We start from the raw sequence: 19,285 nt of genomic DNA, 5'->3' as shown, positions 1-19,285 counted from the left end.
GATCACCGCACCTGAATATCCGCCCGATCGTGCACGGGTCTTATCCATTTCACGCACCTCTCCTCCCGCTATTCCGGCATGTCGATATCTATTTCAGTGAGAGCCGCATCCAAAGGTTGACACGGCCCCCACGAAATGAGATACGACATGACGTTCTACAACGAGCTCTTCATCGGCGGTCGCTGGACCGCGCCCACCGGTACGGAGATCATCGAGGTCCGCTCTCCTCACGACGGGTCGCTGGTGGGCCGGACCCCGCACGCCGGCACCGCGGACGTGGACGCCGCGGTGGCCGCGGCCCGGTACGCGTTCGACCATGGGCCCTGGCCGCGGACCGATCCCGGGGAACGCCAGAAGACGGTGGCGCGCTTCCAGGAGCTCTACGCGGCCCGCGCCGCCGAGATGGCCGCGCTGATCACCGCGGAGAACGGCACGCCGATCTCGATGACCACCGGCCTCAATGTCTACGGCCTGCCGGAGCAGACCGGCGCCTACCTGCGGGCGGCGGAGAACCTGCAGTGGGAGGAGAAGCTGCCCTCAGGCGCGTTGTTGCGCAGGGAGGCGGTGGGTGTCGTGGCCGCCGTCATCCCGTGGAACGCCCCGCACCAGGCGGCCCTGGTCAAGATGGTGCCCGCCCTGCTCGCCGGCTGCGCCGTCATCCTCAAGGCCGCCCCGGAGACCGCGATCGACGCCCTGGCCCTCGCGGAGATCTTCGCCCAGGCCGGGTTCCCCGACGGCGTGGTCTCGGTCCTGCCCGCCGGCCGCGAGACCAGTGAATACCTGGTCGCCCATCCCGGCGTCGACAAGATCGCCTTCACCGGATCGACCGCCGCCGGCCGGCGTATCGCGTCGATCGCGGGTGAGCGGTTGAAGCGGGTCAGCCTGGAGCTGGGGGGCAAGTCCGCCGTGGTCATCCTCGAGGACGCCGACCTCGACGCCGTCGTGGAGGGCCTGAAGTTCCACTCACTGAGCAACAACGCCGAGAACTGCCAGGCCCACACCCGCATCCTCGCCCCGAGGAGCCGGTACGACGAGGTCGTCGAGGCGATCAGGGCCATGATGGAGTCGCTGATCGTCGACGATCCGTCCGATCCGGCCACGTTCATCGGCCCCATGGTCCACGCTGACCAGCGGCAGCGGGTGATCTCCTACATCGAGATCGGCGTCGCCGAGGGCGCCCGCCTGGTCACCGGCGGCCCCGGGGTCCCCGAAGGGCTGGAGGGCGGCCACTACGTCAAGCCCACCCTGTTCGCGGACGTCGACAACTCCATGCGTGTCGCCCGCGAGGAGATCTTCGGTCCCGTCCTGGTCGTGATCCCCTTCGACGACGAGGAGGACGCCGTCCGCATCGCCAACGACTCCGAGTACGGTCTCGGCGGCGGCGTATGGGCCGCCGATCCCGGCCATGCCGTCGAGGTCGCCCGCCGCATCCGCACCGGCCTCGTGCTCGTCAACGGTGCCATGCCCGCCTGGGACGGATCATTCGGCGGTTTCAAGGCCAGTGGCATAGGCCGCGAGTTCGGGACCGCCGGCCTGAACCAGTACATCGAGTACAAGACCATCGGTCGCTGACTGACAAGTCGTGATATGTCCGGGCGGCGGAGACGTTAGGCTGCGGGCGGCAAGGGCGTAAGCGATCGAGAGGCGGGCGGTTGGCAGGGGAGGCCGCGGCGCTGCTGGTGCGTTTCGGCCGCAGGTACGCCGCCGCGGTGCGCCTGGCGACGCTGGTGCCGATCTGCGCCATCGCCCCGTTGCGAGCCCCGGCCGAGCAACTGGTGAGCACCTTGGTCGTGGTCGGCCTCGCGGCGCTCTGGACCTGCGCCTTCGCGTGGTGGCTGCGGGCGGGGCGGGGGAGCGCGCTGGTCGCCGTTGACGTGGCCCTCCTGCTCGGACTGTTCGGCAGCGTCTTCTGGACCGACGCCGTGGCGGACAAGAACACGGGGTGGTTACGCCTGCTGGTCACCTTCGCCTGCGCGACCTACCAGTGGCACACCTCGCCGGTGGCGGGCGGGGTGGCCGCGGTCGCCGCCGGCGGCGGGGCGGTGGGGCTGCTCGTGGCGGCGGGGGCGATGGAGGTGGACGCGAGCCTGGCCACGGGGACGTTGTGGGCGCTGTCGGCCGCCGTGCAGGCCAGGGCGGCCTGGATCCTCGTCAGCCGCGCGGCGAAACAGGCCGATCTGATGGCGGCCGAGGCCCTGCGGGCGCGCGGGGAGGCGCTGCTGGCCGCGGCCGTGCGCGCCGAGGAACGCGAGCAGGTCAACTCGCTGCACGACACGGCGGCGACGACCCTGCTGATGGTGGGCTCGGGTCAGGTGCGTTCGGACGCCGCCTGGCTGGGTCCGCAGGCGCGGCGGGACCTGGGCAGGCTGCGCTCGGTCGGCGGGCGGGCGCCTGAGGATGCCGACCTGGTCGAGCTGCTGCGTGCCGATCTCGCCGCCACACGGCTGACCGTGGACTTCGACGGCCCCGGGCGGCTGCGCCTGCCGTTCCATGTCGCCAGGGCGATCACCGACGCGGCGGGTGAGGCTTTCACCAACGTGCGCCGTCACTCCGGCACCACCCACGTGACCGTCCGGCTCAGCGGTGACGCGCGGGCAGTGCGCCTCGACGTCGCCGACCGGGGGAAGGGGTTCTCGGCGCATGACGTGCCCGGGACCCGGCGCGGCGTGCGCGAGTCCATCCGCGGCAGGATGGAGCGCGTCGGCGGCACGGCCACGATCACCTCCGCCGCGGGCGAGGGGACTCAGGTTCTGCTCGAATGGCGGGACGTGGGTGCGGCCCCCGTCGGTGACACCGTGGTGAAGGATGTCGTCGAGGAGTCGGCGCGGGCGAGGCTGGGGCGCGGTCTGCGGGTGGCGACGCTGGTCGTCGCCATGATCGGCGTCTTCGGGATCGCGCTCCCCACCCTCGTGAGCCACGTTCACACCTATGACATGCCGCTCGCGCAGTTCGGCGCCTTCGCGGTGCTCGGGGTCGTGCTGATCGCGGAGGCCGTGCTGGTCGTCCGCGGGCGGTCGTGGGACCGGTTGCGCGGCCCGGTCCTCGCGGCCGTGCTCGCCGCGTCCCTGCTGTCGTACGTGAGCCTGCCGGACGGCCGCACGTCGACCGGCGAGGACTGGATGTTCGCCGCGGCCACCTGGGCGGGCCTCGTCGTGGTGCTGGAGCGTCCCCTGCGCGCCGCGGCGCTGTTCCTGCTGGGCCACGAGCTCACCGCGCTGCTGCACCTGCTCCTGTTCGAGGGCGCCACGCCTGAGTCGCTGGCCCGGTTCGCGACCGGGTCCGTCACGGTGATCGGCTTCCCGCTGTGCGTGGCGGTGGTGGCGACCGTCCTGCGCAGCCTCGGCACGGCGGCGGTGGCCGCGCGCAGGGAGATCGAGCGGGTACGCGTCGCGGAAGCCGTCGCCGCCGAGACACACGACCGCAGGCAGGAGCGCTTCGCCGAACTGTCGGCCACCACGGTGCCGCTGCTGGAGGGGCTCGCAGACGGTTCACTCCGCCCCGAGAGCCCCACGGTCCAGCGAAGCTGCGCCATCGAGGCGGCCCGCATGCGCAGGCTGTTCGCCGAGTCCGACGACGCCGCCAACCCCCTGCTGCACGAGCTGCGTCACTGCATCGACGTGGCCGACCGCAAGGGCATCGTGGTGGAGCTGGACTCACGCGGCCAGTGGCCGACACCGCCCGTGGCGGTCAGGCGGGACCTCACCGAAGCGGTCCTCGTCGTCCTCGCCACCGCGGCCACCCGGGCCCGCGTCACGGTGGTGGGCAGCGCCGCGTTGGTGTCGGTCAGCGTGGTCGCCGACTGCGGCGAGATCGACGTGCCGGCACCGGCCACGCCGGGGGTACGCATCGAAGCGTTGACCAGCGGCGACACGCTCTGGATGGAGGCCAGGTGGCAGCCTGCCGATCAGGGCGCGGACCAGCTCACCTCGTTCTTCGCGTTCACGGTGACCAGCTGACCGGTCTCGGTGAACCTCGCCGCCGTGACGTCGTCTCGTCGCCCGCCGACCTTCCCGTTCCGGTCGACCCGTTCCAGACGGTCGTCGCTCACCACCGCGATCGCCGCGCCTCGCCTCGAAGGTCACGGGACCAGATCCGCCGCCCGAACGCGTCCACTCCCCGGACCGAGGTGTGCGGGTTCCCCCGGCCGTCCATCCAGCGGGAGATCAGCGCAACGCCGTCCTTCCCGGCCACACACTCACCCACCTGAGGAAGGTCGCTCCTTAAGGGGACCGGCCCATCGCGCTCAGCATGCCCCCCTTGGCCCCGGTCAGGAACGCGGGGCCGCCCCGTACTCCCGCGCACAACCGCCCCAGTAGCCGTTGGCGGGCCACCCGCCGCCCTCCAGCCGCCGGGGTCCCGGGTGAAGCGGAGCATGGTCGCGCCCGCCGGCTCGGGATCGGCGAACAGCAGCAACGCCACCGACCGGTCAGGGCTCTCCACTCAGACGGCGTCATCGGCACGGGCTGGGAGAAAGCGGCGGCCTCGGGGACTATCCACCGCGAGCCGGGAATTTTCCCCCGTCCTGACCTGGGAGTTCTTGGAGCGGCTGACGGCGGCGGCAAGAACAAGGCTGTTTCTGCCCGGATGTTCCCGGCAGGCTGGCCCGGCCGGATCGGACGACGGAAGGCCCAGCCGATGACCACGCCCCTGCACCTGTCGGGAAACAACGCGCCTGTCGTGGAGGAGGTGACCCTGGAGCCGGCCGAGGTGGCCGGTGCCGTTCCCGAGGAGCTGAACGGCGTGTACCTGCGCAACGGCCCGAACCCGCGGACGGGATGGTCGCCGCACTACTTCGCCGGTGACGGGATGGTTCACGCGGTGGCGCTGTCCGGCGGGCGGGCACGCTGGTATCGCAACCGGTACGTGCGGACACCGCTGTTCGAGCACCCGGGAGAGTCCCGGTTCGCCCTGGCCTTCGACCCTGAGAGCGGGCGGATCGACTATCGGGTCACCAGCGCCAACACCCACGTGGTCGGGTACGCGGGCCGCCTGCTCGCCCTGGAGGAGGGCGGCTTCCCCTACGAGCTCACGCCGGAGCTGGAGACGGCCGGGCCGTTCACCTTCGGCGGCGCGCTGAGCACGCCCATGACCGCCCATCCCAAGGTCTGCCCGGTGACCGGTGAGCTGGTGTTCTTCGGTTCCCGGCTGCGGCCGCCGTACCTCACCTACTATCGAGCGGCGCCGACCGGCGAGCTGCTTCAGTCGCAGGCGGTGGAGATCCCGCGGGCGAGCATGATGCACGACTTCGCGATCACCCGCGACCACGTGATCTTCATGGATCTGCCCGTCGTGTTCGATCCGGCGATGGCCGCCGGAGGGATGCCGTGGCGGTGGGACGACGGGCACGGTGCCCGGTTCGGGGTGATGCGCCGGGACGGCGGGCCGGTGCGCTGGTTCGAGGTCGAGCCCTGCTACGTGTGGCACACCATGAACGCCGCGGAGGCCGACGGCGTGATCACGGTCATCGGCTGCCGGGTGCCGACGCTGTGGCGCGACGGCCCCGAGGACGTCGGCGGTGGCGTGCCGGTCCTGTACCGCTGGCGGCTGGACCTGGCCTCGGGCAAGGTCACCGAGCAGCCTTTGGACGACGTGCCGATCGAGTACCCGCGGGTCGCCGACGCCGAGGTCGGGCAGAGCCACCGGTACGGGTACGTCACCAGCTTCTCGCTGGAGAGCGAGCCGGAGCGCTCGGAGATCTACCGGTACGATCTCGCCGCCGGCACGAGCCGCGAGGCCCACCGGCTGCCCCCGGGTCACACCTGCGGCGAGGCGGTCTTCGTCCCCCGGAGCGGGGCGGCGGGGGACGGCTACCTGATGACCTTCGTCCACGACCGCTCACGGGGAACCGGCTATCTGGCGATCCTGGACGCCGCCGATCTGGCGGCCGAGCCCGTGGCAAAGGTGTACCTGCCGGTCCGTGTTCCGTCGGGTTTTCACGGGACCTGGCTTCCCGGCCCCGTCTGACAGGATTCGGTACGGCAGGCAACGGCCCGAAGGAGCAACAACATGAACGCCTTGACGCTCGGTCCCACGGGACAGGAACGGGTCGTGCTCTTCGCCGCCGGAGCGGGCGGCGACCCCGAACGCCACCGCCCGCTGCTCGAACACCTGGCCGACCATGGCTGCCAGGTCATCGCCCCCCGCTTCGAACGCCTCAACGGCCGTGACGCGACCCCGGCGGAGCTGCTCGCCCGCCCGCGCGGCCTGAAGGACGCGCTCGACCGCTGGGCCTCTCCCGGAGCGGCGGTCGTGGCGGTGGGTCACTCGATCGGCGGATGGGCCGCCCTCTGCCTCGCCGGTGCGACGCCCTGGGGTGCGGACGGGCGGCCCCTGGAGGTTCCGCGCGAACCGCGCGTGGCGCGTCTGGCCCTGTACGCGCCCGCCGCCGGGTGGTTCGCCGCGCCGGGCGCCCTGGACGCGGTGACCGCGCCCATGCTGGTGTACGCGGGCGAGCGTGACACGGTCACGCCCGTCGAGCAGGCCCTCCTCCTGAAGGGCGCACCGGCCTCGGTCGACGTTCGCATCGTGCCCAAGGCGGGCCACTTCAGCTTCATGAACACGCCTCCGCCGGGGATGGCCGACGACGACGGCTTCGACCGTGACCTGTTCCTGGCCGGGCTCGCGCGAACCACCCTGGAGTTCGTCACGGAACTAGGACGGTGACGGCGCCCGTACGACCTTGGTGCCGGTCAGGTGGTCGAGCAACCGGCGCCGGTCCCCCCAGACGAAGGGCAGCCAGTCCAGCCAGGCGGCCGGTCCGAGGATCAGGCTGAGGCGTCGTGCGATGCTCCTGGCCGGGTGGACGCGTAGCCCGGTCTCGGTCACGACGCGCAGTTTCAGCAGGCGCTTGCCGGGGGTGGCGCCGGTCCAGGCCTCCACCAGGCCCAGGCCGGCGATCGACCAGAGCAGGGCGAGCGGGACGCCCAGGGTGTAGAGGAGCCCGGCGTAGCCGTAGGGGTCGGTGTCGCAGAGGACGGGGCCCACGGCCACGCATCCGTCACCGATCTTGAAGTACAGGAACGGCGGGAACGCCAGCGCGAAGCCGTTCCCCAGCTCGTTGATCCTGATGATCCCCTTCACCAGCAGCGCGAGCGTGACGCCGGCGAGCGGCAGGTTGTCGATCACGATCGCGGCCAGCCGCGCGTTCATGGGCGCTGGCGGCGCGGATCGTAAGTCGGCGAAGGTGGCCGCCGCCTCTCGCGGGGTGCCGAGCCGGCTCAGGGCTTGGTCCAGCTCTCCCGCCTCGGACGCGTCGGACAGGTGCGCGCCGAGCTCCGCCTTGGCCTTGTCCCGGGCCGATCCCGTCAGATGGCGGCCGACCCGTTGCGCGTAATCGTCGATGATCTCTTGCTCGTTGCTCATTCACGCACCTCACCAAGCGTGTCGAGGAGCTGTCGCATCCCGCCGACCAGGCCGCTCCACTCGGCGCGCAGCATGGCGAGGTACGTGCGACCCTCCGGAGTGATGACGTAGTACTTGCGCGGCCTGGCCCGCCCCTCGGCTTCCCAGGTCGCCAGAATGTGGCCGGAATCCTCCAGCCGGTGCAACAGCGGATAGAGCGTGCCCTCCTTGACCTCCAGGACCCCTTCGGCCGTTTCCCGCAGCACTTTCAGCAGCTCGTAGCCGTATCGGCGGCGAACGCCGAGGACGGACAGCACGGCCAGCTCGGTCGTGCCGCGGGCGAGCTCGCGACGCAGACGAGCGATGGCGGCCGATCCCGGCGGCGCCTCGGTGTCCTCAGCCATAAGAAGACGGTACGACCCGATACCTTATGTGGCAAGGTATCGGGTCGAACGGAGGCGGTCGTATCAGGGTGGCGGGGGCCGCGCTGCTGGCCGGAGTGGGTGGAAATCTGGAGCTGGTACGGCTGGCGCTGTCCAAGGAGCCGAGGTTCGCGCCGGGTGAGGACTGAGCTGCGGGTGACGTCGCTCAGGGGCGGTCGGCGTCCGCCTCGTCGAGGGCGTCGACGAAGCGGGTGAGCAGCCGGGCGAAGGTCCGCTGGTCCTCGGCCGGCCAGTCGTGCATGGCGCCGGCGAAGCGCGCCGCACGATGATCGCGTACGGCTCGCAGCGCGGTCAGCCCCTCCTCGGTGAGGACGAGCGGCGAGCGGCGGCCGTCCCGCTGGTCGGCGGAGCGCGTCAGCAGGTCCGCCGCGACAGCCTCGGCCACCAGTTTGCTGGCCCGCGGCTGGTCGACGCCGAGCCGGTGGGCGAGCGTGCCCACGGTCGTTCCGTGGGGATGGTCGGGTTCCACGGCGTCGAGGACCCCGGCGAGCCGGTCGGGAAGGCCGCCGGGGGAGAGCGCCCGCCGGGTCTGCCGGCGGCGGACCCTGACCATGGCTTGTTCCACCTGGCGCACCTCGTCGTTGACCGTCATGCGCCCATGGTACATGCTCATAGACATGAATATGTCAATGGACATGAATTCTTCGCGGCGGAGGCCCGTCGGGTACTGGGCCAAGCGGCTCGACGCGGCGATCGACGAGGCGGTCGACCGTGCTCTCGCCCGGCTGGATGCCGACCGCCGTCAGTGGCAGATCCTCACCAGCTTGCTCGACGGCCCCGCTGATCTACTTGGCGTCCTCTCTCCTTTCGGCGGGGTGCGCGACGCCCTCACGGTGCTGTCGGCCCGGGGGCTGGTGGCCGAGGCGGGGGAACGGGTCGTGCTCACGGCCGAAGGGAGGAGGGTCCAGGCGAGATGGGCAGAGGCGGTCGGGGAGGTGAGGGGCGTCGTCGGGCGCGGTGTCTCGGCGGAGGAGTACGCGGCGACGGTGGGTGTGCTGGCGCGGATGGTGCACAACCTCGACCTCCTGACGTGCGGTGACGTCGGCCCGAAGTCCGGATGAAGACGCCGCGCGGTTCGCTGGCGGCTCCAGCAACCGGCAGAAGGAGCCAGCATGCGAAGGCTGTTCAAGCTCGCGACCGTGGCCATCGGCGTCGGGGTACTCGCGCTCACCGGGACGTCGGCGGCCGCCGAGGTTCCGGCACGGGAGAAACTCGCCTGCGGGGGCAACGTGTTCCTCGACGGTATCCGGGCGCTCACGATCAGCGAGAACGGCCGTGACGAGGTGTACCTCACCAGCAACGGCGGGAAGATCTGGCCGGCCGGCCGCTACGTGTCGATGGCCGCGGGCCAGCGGGTCGAGGTCGACAAGTGCGTCCCCTTCAACGCGGTGATCCGCCTGATCGAGGTGGACGACCTCGATCCCAACGACCAGCTCGGCCAGGTGACCCTGCAGGGCGACGTGACCAAGGACTACAGGCTCTGCTGTGGTGGTGGCGCCGAGTACCGGCTGGGGGCGGTCAAGTAGTCCGCCTTTCCGGGCCCTCCTCCGGCTGGAGAGGGCCCGGAACGAGGCAGCCCCGCCGTCCTGGAAGGACGGCGGGGTGCCGCGCGTGACGGCATGTCCGCGGATCGGCGGCCTGGTCGCCGTCAGGCCGGAAGCCCCGCCAGGAACTACTTCCTGGAGCAGAGCGCGGTGTCGACCGCGGCTGGTCGTCAGTAGGTTTCGAACTCGACGTTCACCGACGACGCGCCCCGCAACGGCGCGACCTGCTCGGCCTCACCCTGGATCGCCTTCCTGTCCCGAGCCCGCAGCGAGCCGAACGTCCTGACGGTGACGGTCAGCTTCCGGCCGCTCTTGCGTGGCCGCCAGATGCCGGTGATCTCGCCGTCGGCGAGCACCGTGCCCGGTTCGCCGACTGTCTTCCACACCTCCCGGTGGTACTTCTGGTCGACGATCGTCTCGCGGTCACGCGCCTGGGTGTACGGGTCGCGCGGCGGGAGCAGGCGTACCCCCTGAGGCTTCGGCGCCGACCGCAGCGCGTCGAGGTCCTCGGCGAGGATCCAGGACCTGCCGTCGTACTCGACCGGGGTCAGCTCGTCCTCGACCAGGCTCCACCAGGGGCCGGTGTCACCGGTCTTGATCCCCACCCACGCGGCGAAGTCCGCGCGTGTCGACGGTCCGTGGCAGCGCAGGTAGCGGCGGAGCAGTTCGGCCCGCGCGACCTCGGGGTCGACGTCGGGGATCGTACGGCCGAGCCACTCCTCGACCAGGACGAACGGCGCCTTGTTCCCGGCGCGCGGCGCGAAGCAGACCACGCGCTGCAACGTGAGGATGCGGATGCAGAAATGCACGACGCCTTCACCGAGCGGCTGGCCCTGGGCGTAGGGGCCCTGCCCCTCCCAGATGCCGCGCTGCCTCTTCGGCAGGTGGGGGGCGATCCGGACGGCGAGTTCCGCGCCCAGCTCGTTGATGGCGAGCCGGCGCCCGGACAGCCCGGCGTCGATCTCGGCGCCGGTCAGCTCGACCGCCTCGGTCAGGCTCATGCCGAGTTCGCCGAGCGCCTGCTCCACGCCGAGAATGAGATGAAGCCGCCCCTCCTCGGACGGCGGCAGCACGCCGGTGGTGAACACCGGGGCGTCCGCGGTCGGGAAGGAGAACGGCGAGCCGCGCATGCACCAGCTCTGCAGCAGGCTCTTCTCCTCGGCGACCGCGTGCGTCACCTGCTCCGGCGAGAGGTTCTCCACCCTGGCGTGCAGGGCGAGCAGCGCCGATCCGGGCGGGCTGTTCTGGATTCCGCACCGGCCGGCCGCGTCGAGCAGCCCGTTCGCGCCCAACCGTGCGGTGAGGTGGTGGGCGTTGAGGCGAAACGCGATGACGTCGCCTTTCGAGACCTTGTCAGCCACTGCCGCACACTATCGCGGCGGCTGGGGGGTGCCGGTGGGGGTTGGGCCGCGATACTCAGTTGCCGCAGAGTGCGTTGTCGATCAGGCGGGCGGTGGCCTTGCCCTGCTCCGGTGTGCCCGGGTAGCTGGTCCGGGAGACGACCACGCTGGTGCGGCCGTCCTCGGTGACGGCGTTGTCGGTGATGAACCCGGGCGTGCCGCCGGGGTGCGACCAGGCCGTGATCCCGCAGCTGAGCTTCTGCTTGGCCATGCCCAGACCGAACTCCCTGCCGGGCGCGCCGACCGGGACCGTGGTGGTCATCTTCTTGAGCTGCTGCGGCCGCAGGAGCCGGCCGCCCATCAGCCCGCGCCAGAACCTGCTCAGGTCGCCGGTGGTGGTGACGGCCTCGCCCGCCGGGCCGGCCCAGCCGAGGCTGAGCCGGGTGGCGCGGAACGGGCGGGCGGTCTTGGCGTCGTCGGTGTAGCTCTCCGGGTGCGGCTTGGGCAGGCGAGGGGAGTCGCCGGGCAGGGTGGTGTTCCGCAGTCCCAGCGGGGTGATGATCCGGCGCGTCACCTCCTCGCGCCAGGAGTTCCCGGTGGCCCGCTCGATGATCATCCCGGCGAGGAGGTAGTTGATGTTGGAGTAGCTCCAGCGGGCGCCGGGGGCGAAGAGCGGGCGGTGGCCGACACTGAGCGCCACCAGCTTCCTCGGGCTCATGCGCAGGAACCGGTACTCGCGGTAACCCCGCTCGGTGCGCATCTTCATCTCGATGTCGCCCACGGAGTCGTGCAGGCCGCTGGTGTGCTGGAGCAGGTGCCTGACGGTGATCGCGCGCCCGTCGTTGCCGTTGCCGCGCACCAGCCCGGGAAGCCATCGCTCGACGTTGTCGCCGAGCGACAGGCGGCCCTCCGCCTCCAGTTGCAGGATCACGGTGGCGACGAAGGTCTTGGTGTTGCTGCCCATCCGGAAGTGCCCGTCGACGGGGACCGGCACCTTACGGCCGCGCACCGCCGTACCGCTGGCCGCGGCCAGGTCACCGCGGGGTGAGACCACCCGGGCCTGCACTCCCAGCGTGCCGGCGTCGCGGATCGTGTCCAGATCAGCCTGCAAGGCCGTCCGGCCGTATGCGGGGGCCGCGTCGGCCTGACCCGGCGCCGAAGCGACCAGGGCCGCCAACACCAGCATCGCGCTCTTCATCATCATCATCGGTTGCCTCCCGGCAGATGGTTGCGGGCTGACCGGTTGCCGGCCCGGGGTTCGGTGAGGAGCGGCCACCAGACCGCCCGGCCGAGGAGCGCGGCCAGGGCGGGGACCAGCACCAGGGACACGACGAGGGCGGAGAGCATGATGCCGAGCGTCATGGCGAACGCGATCTGCTCGTTGCCCGGTGACGTGACGAGACTGGCGAAGGAGGCGGCCAGGACCAGGCCGGCCGTCGCGATGGCCGGCGTGGTGTGCCGTACGGCGCGGGCCACGGCGGCGCGAGCCGTACCGGATCGCCGCATCTCCTCGCGGATCCGGTCGGCGATCAGGATGTTGTAGTCGGTCCCGAGGGCCACGACGAACAGGAACAGCACCAGCGGCAGCGTGAAGCCGACGCCCGGCTCGCCCAGGACGTGCTGGAACAGCAGGGCCGCGGCGCCGAGGGTGGCGGCGAAGCCGAGCCCGACGGAGAGCATCAGGATCAACGGCGCGAGCAGGCTGCGCAGGAGCAGCAGGAGGATCAGCGCGATCAGCGCCGCCGCGACCGGGAACACGATCGTGAGGTCGTGGTCGACGGCGGTCGAGATGTCGGCGACGACGGCCGGGGTGCCGCCCACGTGCGCCGTCGTCCCGGCGGGCGTGTGCCGGGCGACCGCGGCCCTGATCGGTCCCGAGGCCAGGTCGCGGGCCTGCCGGCTCTGCGGGTCGGCGGTCGGGTAGAGGTCGATCCTGGCGGCGCTGTGGTCCTGGTTCAGGACGGTCGGCGCGGTCTGGCCCACACCCCCGACCTCGGAGAGCGCGCGGGACAGGCCGTCGAGCCGATCGGTGGTGAGGGCGCGGCCGTCCTTGGCGGCGACGTAGACGCTCGTCGGGTCGGACACGCCGGCGGGCAGCGCACGGGAGATCTCGGCGGCGGTGGCCGCGGCGGGGGTCCGGGCGGCGGAACCGCCCTGGCCGTAGTCCATGTGGATGCCGATCAGCCCGGCGGCCAGCGCGGCGAGCAGGGCGACGGAGACGGTCAGCATCGTCAGCGGCCGTCGCGTGACGAGCGCGCCCAGGCGGGCGGCCCGGCCCACGCCCGGTTCGGGGCGCAGGGCCGTACGGGAGGGCCAGAACATCTTGCGCCCGGCGGCGGCGAGCAGGGCCGGAAGCAGGGTGAGGCTGCCGATCATCATCACCAGGACCGCGACGGCGATCGCGGGGCCCATCGAGCGGAACTGCCCGAAGGTCGCCAGGCCCAGCGTGGCGAACGCGGCCACGATGGTCAGCGCCGCCGAGGTGATCGCGGCGCCCACCCGGGCGGAGACCTGCGCGGCCACCTCGCGGGCGGACTGCTCCGGCCTTTCCCGCAGGTGCTCGCGGAAGCGGAACAACAGGAACAGCAGGTAGTCGATGCCGATGCCGAGCAGGACCACGTTGATCAGGCCCGGAGTGCTCGCGTCGAGCTTGAGCCCGGTGAGCATCGCGGCCCCCGCGACGGCCCCCGCCGCCACGAAGCCGATCAGGGCGACCGCGAGCGGCGGCAGCAGGGCCGCAAGCACGCTGCGGAACACCAGCACGTTGAGCAGGATGATCAGGCCCATGATGATGCCGCTGCCGACCGTGGTGACGATCTTGCGGGAGTCGATGGTGTCGACGGTGTCGGCGAGCGCCCCGGTGAACCCGGTGCGCATCCCCGCCTCGGCGAACCGCGTCCTGGCAGCGTCACGGAAGGTCCGGTAGACGCCCTGGACACCCTTGTCCGCGCGATTGCCGACCAGCTCGACGGAGAGCAGCTGGAAGCTCCCGCCGGGCGCCGTCATCGCGGGGGCGATCCGCGGGGTCTGGGAGCGGTCCGGGATCAGGAACTGCTGCGGGCCGTCGTCCTCCCTGGGCATGATCACCCGGCGCTTGGCCAGCTTCGCCGCCTCGGCCTCGATCCGGCGCCGGTCGGGAGCGGTGAGGGCCTCGCCGTCGGACCGGGCGACCAGCATCGTCACCGTGGTGGCGTCGGGGTTCACCCCGAACCGCTCCTTGGCGATGTGCAGCGCGGCGGCCGAGTCGTATCCGCGGGGCAGGAAGTCTCCGGCCTGGTTCTGCGTGACGCGGTCGAACAGCGTCGGAGTCAGGGCGCTCAGCGCGACACCCAGCACCGCCCAGAGGGCGATGACCTTCCATGGGTGTGTGGTGGAGTACCCGGTCAGGGCGCGGATCACGATGTCCTCCGGCGGACGGAATGCGGATGTCTGCCGGGGGCTCCCGGCCTGCTTCCAGACCATCAGCAGGACAGGCGCCGAACCTCGTGGCAGCGGATGATCCTGATCGGGGCCCTGGGTCCTTCCCTCCGCCGGTGACCAGGAGCGTGGTCCTGGTCACCGCCGCCGCTGTGTAACCCTGGTCCGGGGACGGGACACAGGGGGAACACATGCTCAGGACCCGGCAGGCGGACGACGCCGAGCCGCCGTGGACGCGTAATGACGCGCTCGTGGCCGGCGGCGCCTGCGTGATGAACCTGCTCAGCTACGCGTTCTTCAACGCCCCCGACGGCCGGCACGCCGTGAGCGTGGCCGGGTTCCTCTTCGTCGCCCTGGCCGCCCTGCCGCTGCTCGCCCGGCGCCGCCACCCGGTGGCGGCGCTCACCGCCATCCTGGTACTCGACTCGGCGGCCACCCTGATCGTGCCGCTGCCCAGGCACTTCGGCGCCGTCCTGGTGGTCGCCCTGTACGCGGTCGCCAGGGCTCGCCCCGGCCGGGTGACGGCGGTCGCGGCCGTCGCGACGGTGGCGCTGACGCTGGTGAGCCAGAGCATCGGCCGCTTTCCGTCCTGGCAGGACGCCGTCATCCCGCCGCTCACCACCTTGATCGTCGTCGGCACCGCCATGGCGGTCAACCGCTGGCAGGCGGAGGTGGCGGCCAACCGCAGGCTCCTCGCCGACCGCGCGGTGGCCGACGAACGCCGCCGCATCGCGCGAGAGCTGCACGACATCGTGGCCCACCACATCACCACGATGCAGCTCATGTCCGGCGGAGCCCGCGCCAACCTCGCCGAACCGGAGGTGGTCCGGGACGCGCTGGTCACCCTGGAGGCCTCCGGGCGGCTGGCGCTGCGCGAGATGCGCCAGCTCCTCGCCGTGCTGCGCGACGGTGACGAACCGGAGGCCACGCCGTCACAGCCCCAGCCGGGGGCCGGCGACCTCGGCCGCCTGGTGGAGGAGTCATGTCTGGCAGGCCTGCCGACCGAGTTCAGCGTCCACGGGCCGTCGCGGCCGTTGCCGCCGACCGTCGGCCTCACGGTGTTCAGGATCACCCAGGAGGCCCTCACCAACGCCCGCAAGCACGCGGGGCCCGCCCGCGCGTCCGTCGAGCTGACCTATGCCCAGGACCGGGTCACCGTCGAGGTGCGGGACGACGGCGGGGGAGCGCCACCCCAGGAGGGAGCACCGATCGGGGGATACGGCCTGATCGGCATGCGTGAGCGTGTCGCCCTGCACGGCGGCACCCTCAGCGCGGGCCCGCGGCCCGACGGCGGGTTCGCCGTGGTGGCCGGCCTGCCGCTGACCACGGACGAGTCCGACGAGGCGGCCGTCCAGCACGAGGGGGCACGCCGATGATCAGGGTCATGATCGTGGACGACCAGTTGCTGGTACGGCGCGGCCTGTCGCTGATCCTCTCCCCGGACCCGTCGTTCGACGTGGTGGGCGAGGCCGAGGACGGCGCGCAGGCCGTCACCCTCGCCCGGCGGCTGCGCCCCGACGTCGTGGTCATGGACATCCGGATGCCCGTCCTGGACGGAGTGGCCGCGACCAAGGAACTCGCCGCCACCGTGCCCGGCAGCCGGGTCCTGGCCCTCAGCACCTTCGACATGGACGAGTACCTGGTGGGCGCCCTGCGCGCCGGGGCCTACGGGTTCCTGCCCAAGGACAGTTCCCCGGAGGAGCTGAGCGCGGCGATCCGCACCGTCCACGCCGGCGAGGCCGCCGTCGCGCCCCGCCTGCTCACCCGGCTGATCGCCACCTACGTACGGGCCCCCCACGGTACGCGGCCGGCCACCAGGGGCCTGGGCGAACTCACGCCCCGCGAGGTCGAGGTGTGGCGCCTGATGGCCACCGGCCTCGACAACACCGAGATCTCCCAGGTCCTCGACATCAGCCTCTCGACCGTCAAGAACTACATCACCAGCATCTTCGACAAGCTCTCCGTCCGCGACCGCGCGCAGGCGGTCATCGTGGCCTATGAATCGGGCTTGGTGACCGCGGGTGAGGAACACAAGCCATAAAGTCTCTCGACCCTATTTATCAATAGAAGCGTCACTTGACCCTAAATTACCGGCTCCGCAGACTAGGGGCCGAACTGTCCATCTCACCGTGCGACAGAAAAGGTGTAAAGAATGGCGCAGCTGAGGACGAGGCCGATTCCAGCCGTCAACGACACGCGGCCGGACACCCTGCACGCGGCGATCAGAGCACGACAACCGATCAAGGTCAACGGTCTCATCGACGGCTGGAAGGCCGCCGGCTGGACGTTCGACAGCCTGCGGGCCCTCGGGGGTGACACCCCTGTCACCGTGCTGGACGAACTGCCCAAGTCAGGAGGTCTGCTCCCCGGCGGACAGGAGTCGTACGAGCGCGAGATGCCCTTCGACGACTTCCTCGACCACGCTGAGCGTCCCGACCTGAAGGCGGCCTGCTACCTGGGATACTGCCGCCCCGATCAGCTGATCCCCGGGTACGGCTCGGCCTTCGACTTCACCCCGCTCACCCCGCCGAGCACCCACGCCACCGACACGAGGCTGTGGGTCGGCTCGGGCGGCACCTGCTCAGGGCTGCACAGCGATGCCAACGACAACGTCTTCACCCAGATCCGCGGCTACAAGCGGGTCGTCCTCGTGTCGGTACGGCAGACGCACCTCGTCCACCCCTTCGTCGACAACATCGTCAACAGCCCGGTGGACCCCGAGCACTACGACGCGGAGCAGTATCCCCGCCTCGCCCGCGCCAGGGTCTACACCACCACGGTCGGCCCCGGCGACCTGCTCTACATCCCCCGGGGCTGGTGGCACTACCTGCGCTCGGAGTCCCCGTCGATCTCCATCAACCACTGGTTCGGCCCGATGATGTCCGCGCGCGCGTTTTTCGGCATTCTGCTGCGCCTGGGCCCCCGCTACGTCGCGCGCACCGCCACCGACATGGTCCGTTACGGCGTGCTCGGCAAGCGCTATCAAAAGAACTTCTTCTTCACTCCGCCCTCCACGGGTGAATGCCTCTACAACCTGATTCGATACGGCCGTTTCGAGCCGGAGGATTACCACAAGTCGGGGCCGGGGAAGCGGGCCGCGGACGGCGAAGAGTGAGCGATCGTCACTCGCCGAGCTCCAGGAGGCCACGCCAGCGATCGGCTGACTCGATCGTGTCCTTGCTGACCTGTTCCAGGAACGCACCCGTCCTGGCCAGCCGCCGCCCCACGGTGCTGTCGAGCCCGTGCGCCTCGGCCAGGGCCATCGTGGCGCGCATGGTCTCGAGGGTCTGCCGCCCGCTGGTCACGACCGCGTGGTACCAGGCGTCGTCGTCGAGCACGTAGATGTCGCGCCGGCGCCGCGGATCGCGCTCGCGCCGGATGAACCCGCTCTCGACCAGGGAGTTCACGGCCACGGATACCGAGGCCGGGCTGATCCGCAGCCTGCGGGTGAGCTCGGCCGCGGTGCGCCTGCCGTTCTCGGACAGCGCCAGGTCGAGTTGTACGCGCGCGGTCATCCGCGGCAGTCCCGTCCTGACCACCATCTCGATGATCTCCTGTTCCAAAGCGCCGGCCGGTGTTCCGGTCGCACGCGGGGGCGCCGGTGTGCCGCGCCTGGCCCGCTGAACCGACGCCTGGTGCGCCTGCTGGGCCCGGTAGCCGCCGGGGCCGCCGTTGCGCGCCACCTCCCGGCTGATCGTCGAGGTCGGGCGGTTCAGCCGTTGGGCGATCTGGGCGTAGGAGAGCCTGCTGGCGAGTCCGGCCGCGATGCGCTCGCGGTCCTGCTGGGTCAACCGTCCTCCTGGCATGCCGCCAGTATTGCCTTCGCCTCCATTCATTGCAACGTCCATTGCGTTTGGGTGCAACGTCATTGCACTGAAATATCGGCATAAATCTGGGGTAACGCACGCGGGCGGGTTGACAGCTTGTCCGAATGCAACGTAGCTTTCAAGACATGTCAAACACGTACTATCGCGATATGAGGACAGGTCATGAGTGAATCTGTCCACACCATTGCGGCGATGCCGGCGGCGCGTCAGCCCGGCTGTCCCTTCGACCCGCCCAAGGAACTGGTCGAGGCGCGCGACCATGGTCCGATCAGCCGGTTCGTCTTCCCCGACGGGCACGAAGGCTGGCTGGTCACCGGCTACGACCTGCTAAGGTCCGTTCTCGCCGACTCGCGGTTCAGCTCGCGCAAGGAGCTGATGCGTCATCATCCGCTGATCGACTTCGGTGACATCGAGGTTCCGCCGGCGCCGCCGGGTGAGTTCCTGCTGATGGACGATCCGCGGCACAGCCGCTACCGCAAGCCGCTGGCGGGCAAGTTCACGGTACGGCGGATGCGGCAGCTCACCGAGCGGATCGAGCAGGTCACCGCCGAGCACCTGGACGCCATGGAGAAGGCCGGGCCGCCCACCGATCTGGTGACCGCCTTCGCCAAGCCGGTTCCGGCCGTCATGATCTGCGAGCTGCTCGGCGTGCCGTACGCCGACCGGGGCTCTTTCCAGGCGAACGTCGAGAAGTTCATGGACGGGGAGACCCTCGACGAGGAGCTGATCGCGGCCTATACCGCGGTACAGGCCTACCTCGCCGAGCTGGTCGCGGCCAAGCGGGCCAACCCCACCGACGACGTGCTCAGCGATCTCATCGAGGGTGATCTGACCGATGAGGAGCTGCGGGGGGTCAGCCTGATCCTGCTGGCCGCCGGGCTGGACACGACCGCGAACATGCTGGCCCTGGGCACGTTCGCGTTGCTGCGCAACCCGGCGCAGCTGGCGGCGCTGCGGGCTGATCCCGAGCTGACCGAGCGGGCCGTGGAGGAACTGCTGCGGTATCTGACCGTGGGCAAGACGTTCATGCGGACGGCTCTGGAGGACGTCGAGCTGGGCGGGCAGACCATCGCGGCGGGTTCGGCGGTGATCCTGTCGTACAACACGGCCAATCGTGACCCGGAGCGGTTCTCCGATCCGCACGTTCTGGATCTGCGCCGGCAGGACGGCGGGCATCTGGCCTTCGGGCACGGCATCCACCAGTGCCTGGGGCAGCAGCTGGCCAGGATCGAGATGCGGGTGGCCTTCGCCGCGCTGGTCAAGCGATTCCCGACGCTGCGGCTGGCCGTACCGGCTGAAGAGGTCGTGCTGCGTCCTGAGACCGCCGACATCTTCGGGATCAAGAGCCTGCCGGTCGCCTGGGACTAGCGCCC

At 70.9% G+C, this 19,285-nt stretch carries 17 protein-coding genes; 10 read left to right on the top strand and 7 right to left on the bottom strand.

The window, feature by feature from the left end; genetic code table 11:
- The first annotated feature begins 147 nt into the window (after positions 1-147).
- The 4 genes from ACIBHY_RS28455 (at position 148) to ACIBHY_RS28440 (ending at position 6,663) form a co-directional block, all read left to right on the top strand.
- The gene (locus tag ACIBHY_RS28455) at positions 148-1,572 is read left to right on the top strand and encodes an aldehyde dehydrogenase (RefSeq protein ID WP_397308191.1); all 1,425 of its coding nucleotides are present in this window, start codon (positions 148-150) and stop codon (positions 1,570-1,572) included.
- A gap of 80 nt (positions 1,573-1,652) precedes the next feature.
- Positions 1,653-3,956: a sensor histidine kinase gene (locus tag ACIBHY_RS28450; protein ID WP_397308190.1), complete on the top strand. Its 2,304-nt coding sequence runs from the start codon at positions 1,653-1,655 to the stop codon at positions 3,954-3,956.
- Between the two features lie 679 nt (positions 3,957-4,635).
- On the top strand, positions 4,636-5,964 hold the full coding sequence (locus ACIBHY_RS28445) for a carotenoid oxygenase family protein (protein ID WP_397308189.1): 1,329 nt from the start codon (positions 4,636-4,638) through the stop codon (positions 5,962-5,964).
- A 42-nt stretch (positions 5,965-6,006) separates the two neighbouring features.
- Positions 6,007-6,663, top strand: a complete 657-nt coding sequence (locus tag ACIBHY_RS28440; RefSeq protein ID WP_397308188.1) for an alpha/beta hydrolase family protein — start codon at positions 6,007-6,009, stop codon at positions 6,661-6,663.
- On the opposite strand, the gene ACIBHY_RS28435 is transcribed toward ACIBHY_RS28440, so the two are convergent.
- The 3 genes from ACIBHY_RS28435 to ACIBHY_RS28425 form a co-directional block, all read right to left on the bottom strand.
- Complete coding sequence (locus ACIBHY_RS28435) at positions 6,652-7,362, bottom strand: RDD family protein (protein WP_397257838.1); 711 nt, start codon at positions 7,360-7,362, stop codon at positions 6,652-6,654. The genes ACIBHY_RS28440 and ACIBHY_RS28435 overlap by 12 nt on opposite strands.
- A complete protein-coding gene (locus tag ACIBHY_RS28430; protein WP_397094517.1) occupies positions 7,359-7,745 on the bottom strand; it encodes a PadR family transcriptional regulator in 387 nt (128 codons plus the stop codon). Before ACIBHY_RS28430 ends, ACIBHY_RS28435 begins: the two co-directional genes overlap by 4 nt.
- A 184-nt stretch (positions 7,746-7,929) precedes the next feature.
- The gene (locus ACIBHY_RS28425; protein ID WP_397308187.1) at positions 7,930-8,376 is read right to left on the bottom strand and encodes a MarR family winged helix-turn-helix transcriptional regulator; all 447 of its coding nucleotides are present in this window, start codon (positions 8,374-8,376) and stop codon (positions 7,930-7,932) included.
- A 43-nt stretch (positions 8,377-8,419) separates the two neighbouring features.
- Between ACIBHY_RS28425 and ACIBHY_RS28420 the strand changes: the two genes are divergently transcribed.
- Entirely contained in the window at positions 8,420-8,845 is a 426-nt protein-coding gene (locus ACIBHY_RS28420; RefSeq protein ID WP_397308186.1) for a MarR family transcriptional regulator, read from the top strand.
- A 51-nt stretch (positions 8,846-8,896) separates the two neighbouring features.
- Entirely contained in the window at positions 8,897-9,310 is a 414-nt protein-coding gene (locus ACIBHY_RS28415; RefSeq protein WP_397257832.1) for a hypothetical protein, read from the top strand.
- Between the two features lie 188 nt (positions 9,311-9,498).
- On the opposite strand, the gene ACIBHY_RS28410 is transcribed toward ACIBHY_RS28415, so the two are convergent.
- From ACIBHY_RS28410 to ACIBHY_RS28400, 3 genes are read right to left on the bottom strand one after another with little or no spacing between them, the layout of a single operon-like run.
- A complete protein-coding gene (locus ACIBHY_RS28410; protein ID WP_397308185.1) occupies positions 9,499-10,689 on the bottom strand; it encodes a winged helix DNA-binding domain-containing protein in 1,191 nt (396 codons plus the stop codon).
- A 55-nt stretch (positions 10,690-10,744) separates the two neighbouring features.
- Complete coding sequence (locus ACIBHY_RS28405; protein ID WP_397308184.1) at positions 10,745-11,875, bottom strand: serine hydrolase domain-containing protein; 1,131 nt, start codon at positions 11,873-11,875, stop codon at positions 10,745-10,747.
- Positions 11,872-14,067, bottom strand: a complete 2,196-nt coding sequence (locus ACIBHY_RS28400; protein WP_397308183.1) for an MMPL family transporter — start codon at positions 14,065-14,067, stop codon at positions 11,872-11,874. Before ACIBHY_RS28400 ends, ACIBHY_RS28405 begins: the two co-directional genes overlap by 4 nt.
- Before the next feature lie 209 nt (positions 14,068-14,276).
- Between ACIBHY_RS28400 and ACIBHY_RS28395 the strand changes: the two genes are divergently transcribed.
- From ACIBHY_RS28395 to ACIBHY_RS28385, 3 genes are all read left to right on the top strand, one after another.
- The gene (locus ACIBHY_RS28395) at positions 14,277-15,461 is read left to right on the top strand and encodes a sensor histidine kinase (RefSeq protein WP_397308182.1); all 1,185 of its coding nucleotides are present in this window, start codon (positions 14,277-14,279) and stop codon (positions 15,459-15,461) included.
- Positions 15,458-16,126 carry a response regulator gene (locus ACIBHY_RS28390; protein ID WP_397257822.1) on the top strand — a complete coding sequence of 223 codons (669 nt, stop codon included), beginning with the start codon at positions 15,458-15,460 and terminating at the stop codon, positions 16,124-16,126. The genes ACIBHY_RS28395 and ACIBHY_RS28390 overlap by 4 nt, the downstream gene beginning before the upstream one ends.
- A 111-nt stretch (positions 16,127-16,237) precedes the next feature.
- Positions 16,238-17,200 carry a cupin-like domain-containing protein gene (locus ACIBHY_RS28385; protein ID WP_397308181.1) on the top strand — a complete coding sequence of 321 codons (963 nt, stop codon included), beginning with the start codon at positions 16,238-16,240 and terminating at the stop codon, positions 17,198-17,200.
- A gap of 7 nt (positions 17,201-17,207) precedes the next feature.
- On the opposite strand, the gene ACIBHY_RS28380 is transcribed toward ACIBHY_RS28385, so the two are convergent.
- Positions 17,208-17,876 (bottom strand): helix-turn-helix domain-containing protein, encoded by a 669-nt coding sequence (locus ACIBHY_RS28380; protein WP_397257818.1) that lies wholly within the window; start codon positions 17,874-17,876, stop codon positions 17,208-17,210.
- Between the two features lie 198 nt (positions 17,877-18,074).
- Here ACIBHY_RS28380 and ACIBHY_RS28375 point away from each other — a divergent pair, with 198 nt between their 5' ends.
- On the top strand, positions 18,075-19,280 hold the full coding sequence (locus ACIBHY_RS28375) for a cytochrome P450 (protein WP_397308180.1): 1,206 nt from the start codon (positions 18,075-18,077) through the stop codon (positions 19,278-19,280).
- The last annotated feature ends 5 nt before the right edge of the window (positions 19,281-19,285 follow it).

It is taken from the genome of Nonomuraea sp. NPDC050547, from assembly GCF_044457345.1.
Taxonomy (GTDB): Bacteria; Actinomycetota; Actinomycetes; order Streptosporangiales; family Streptosporangiaceae; genus Nonomuraea.
Note: the sequence above shows the minus strand (reverse complement) of the source record. Positions and strands in the feature narration are given on the sequence as shown.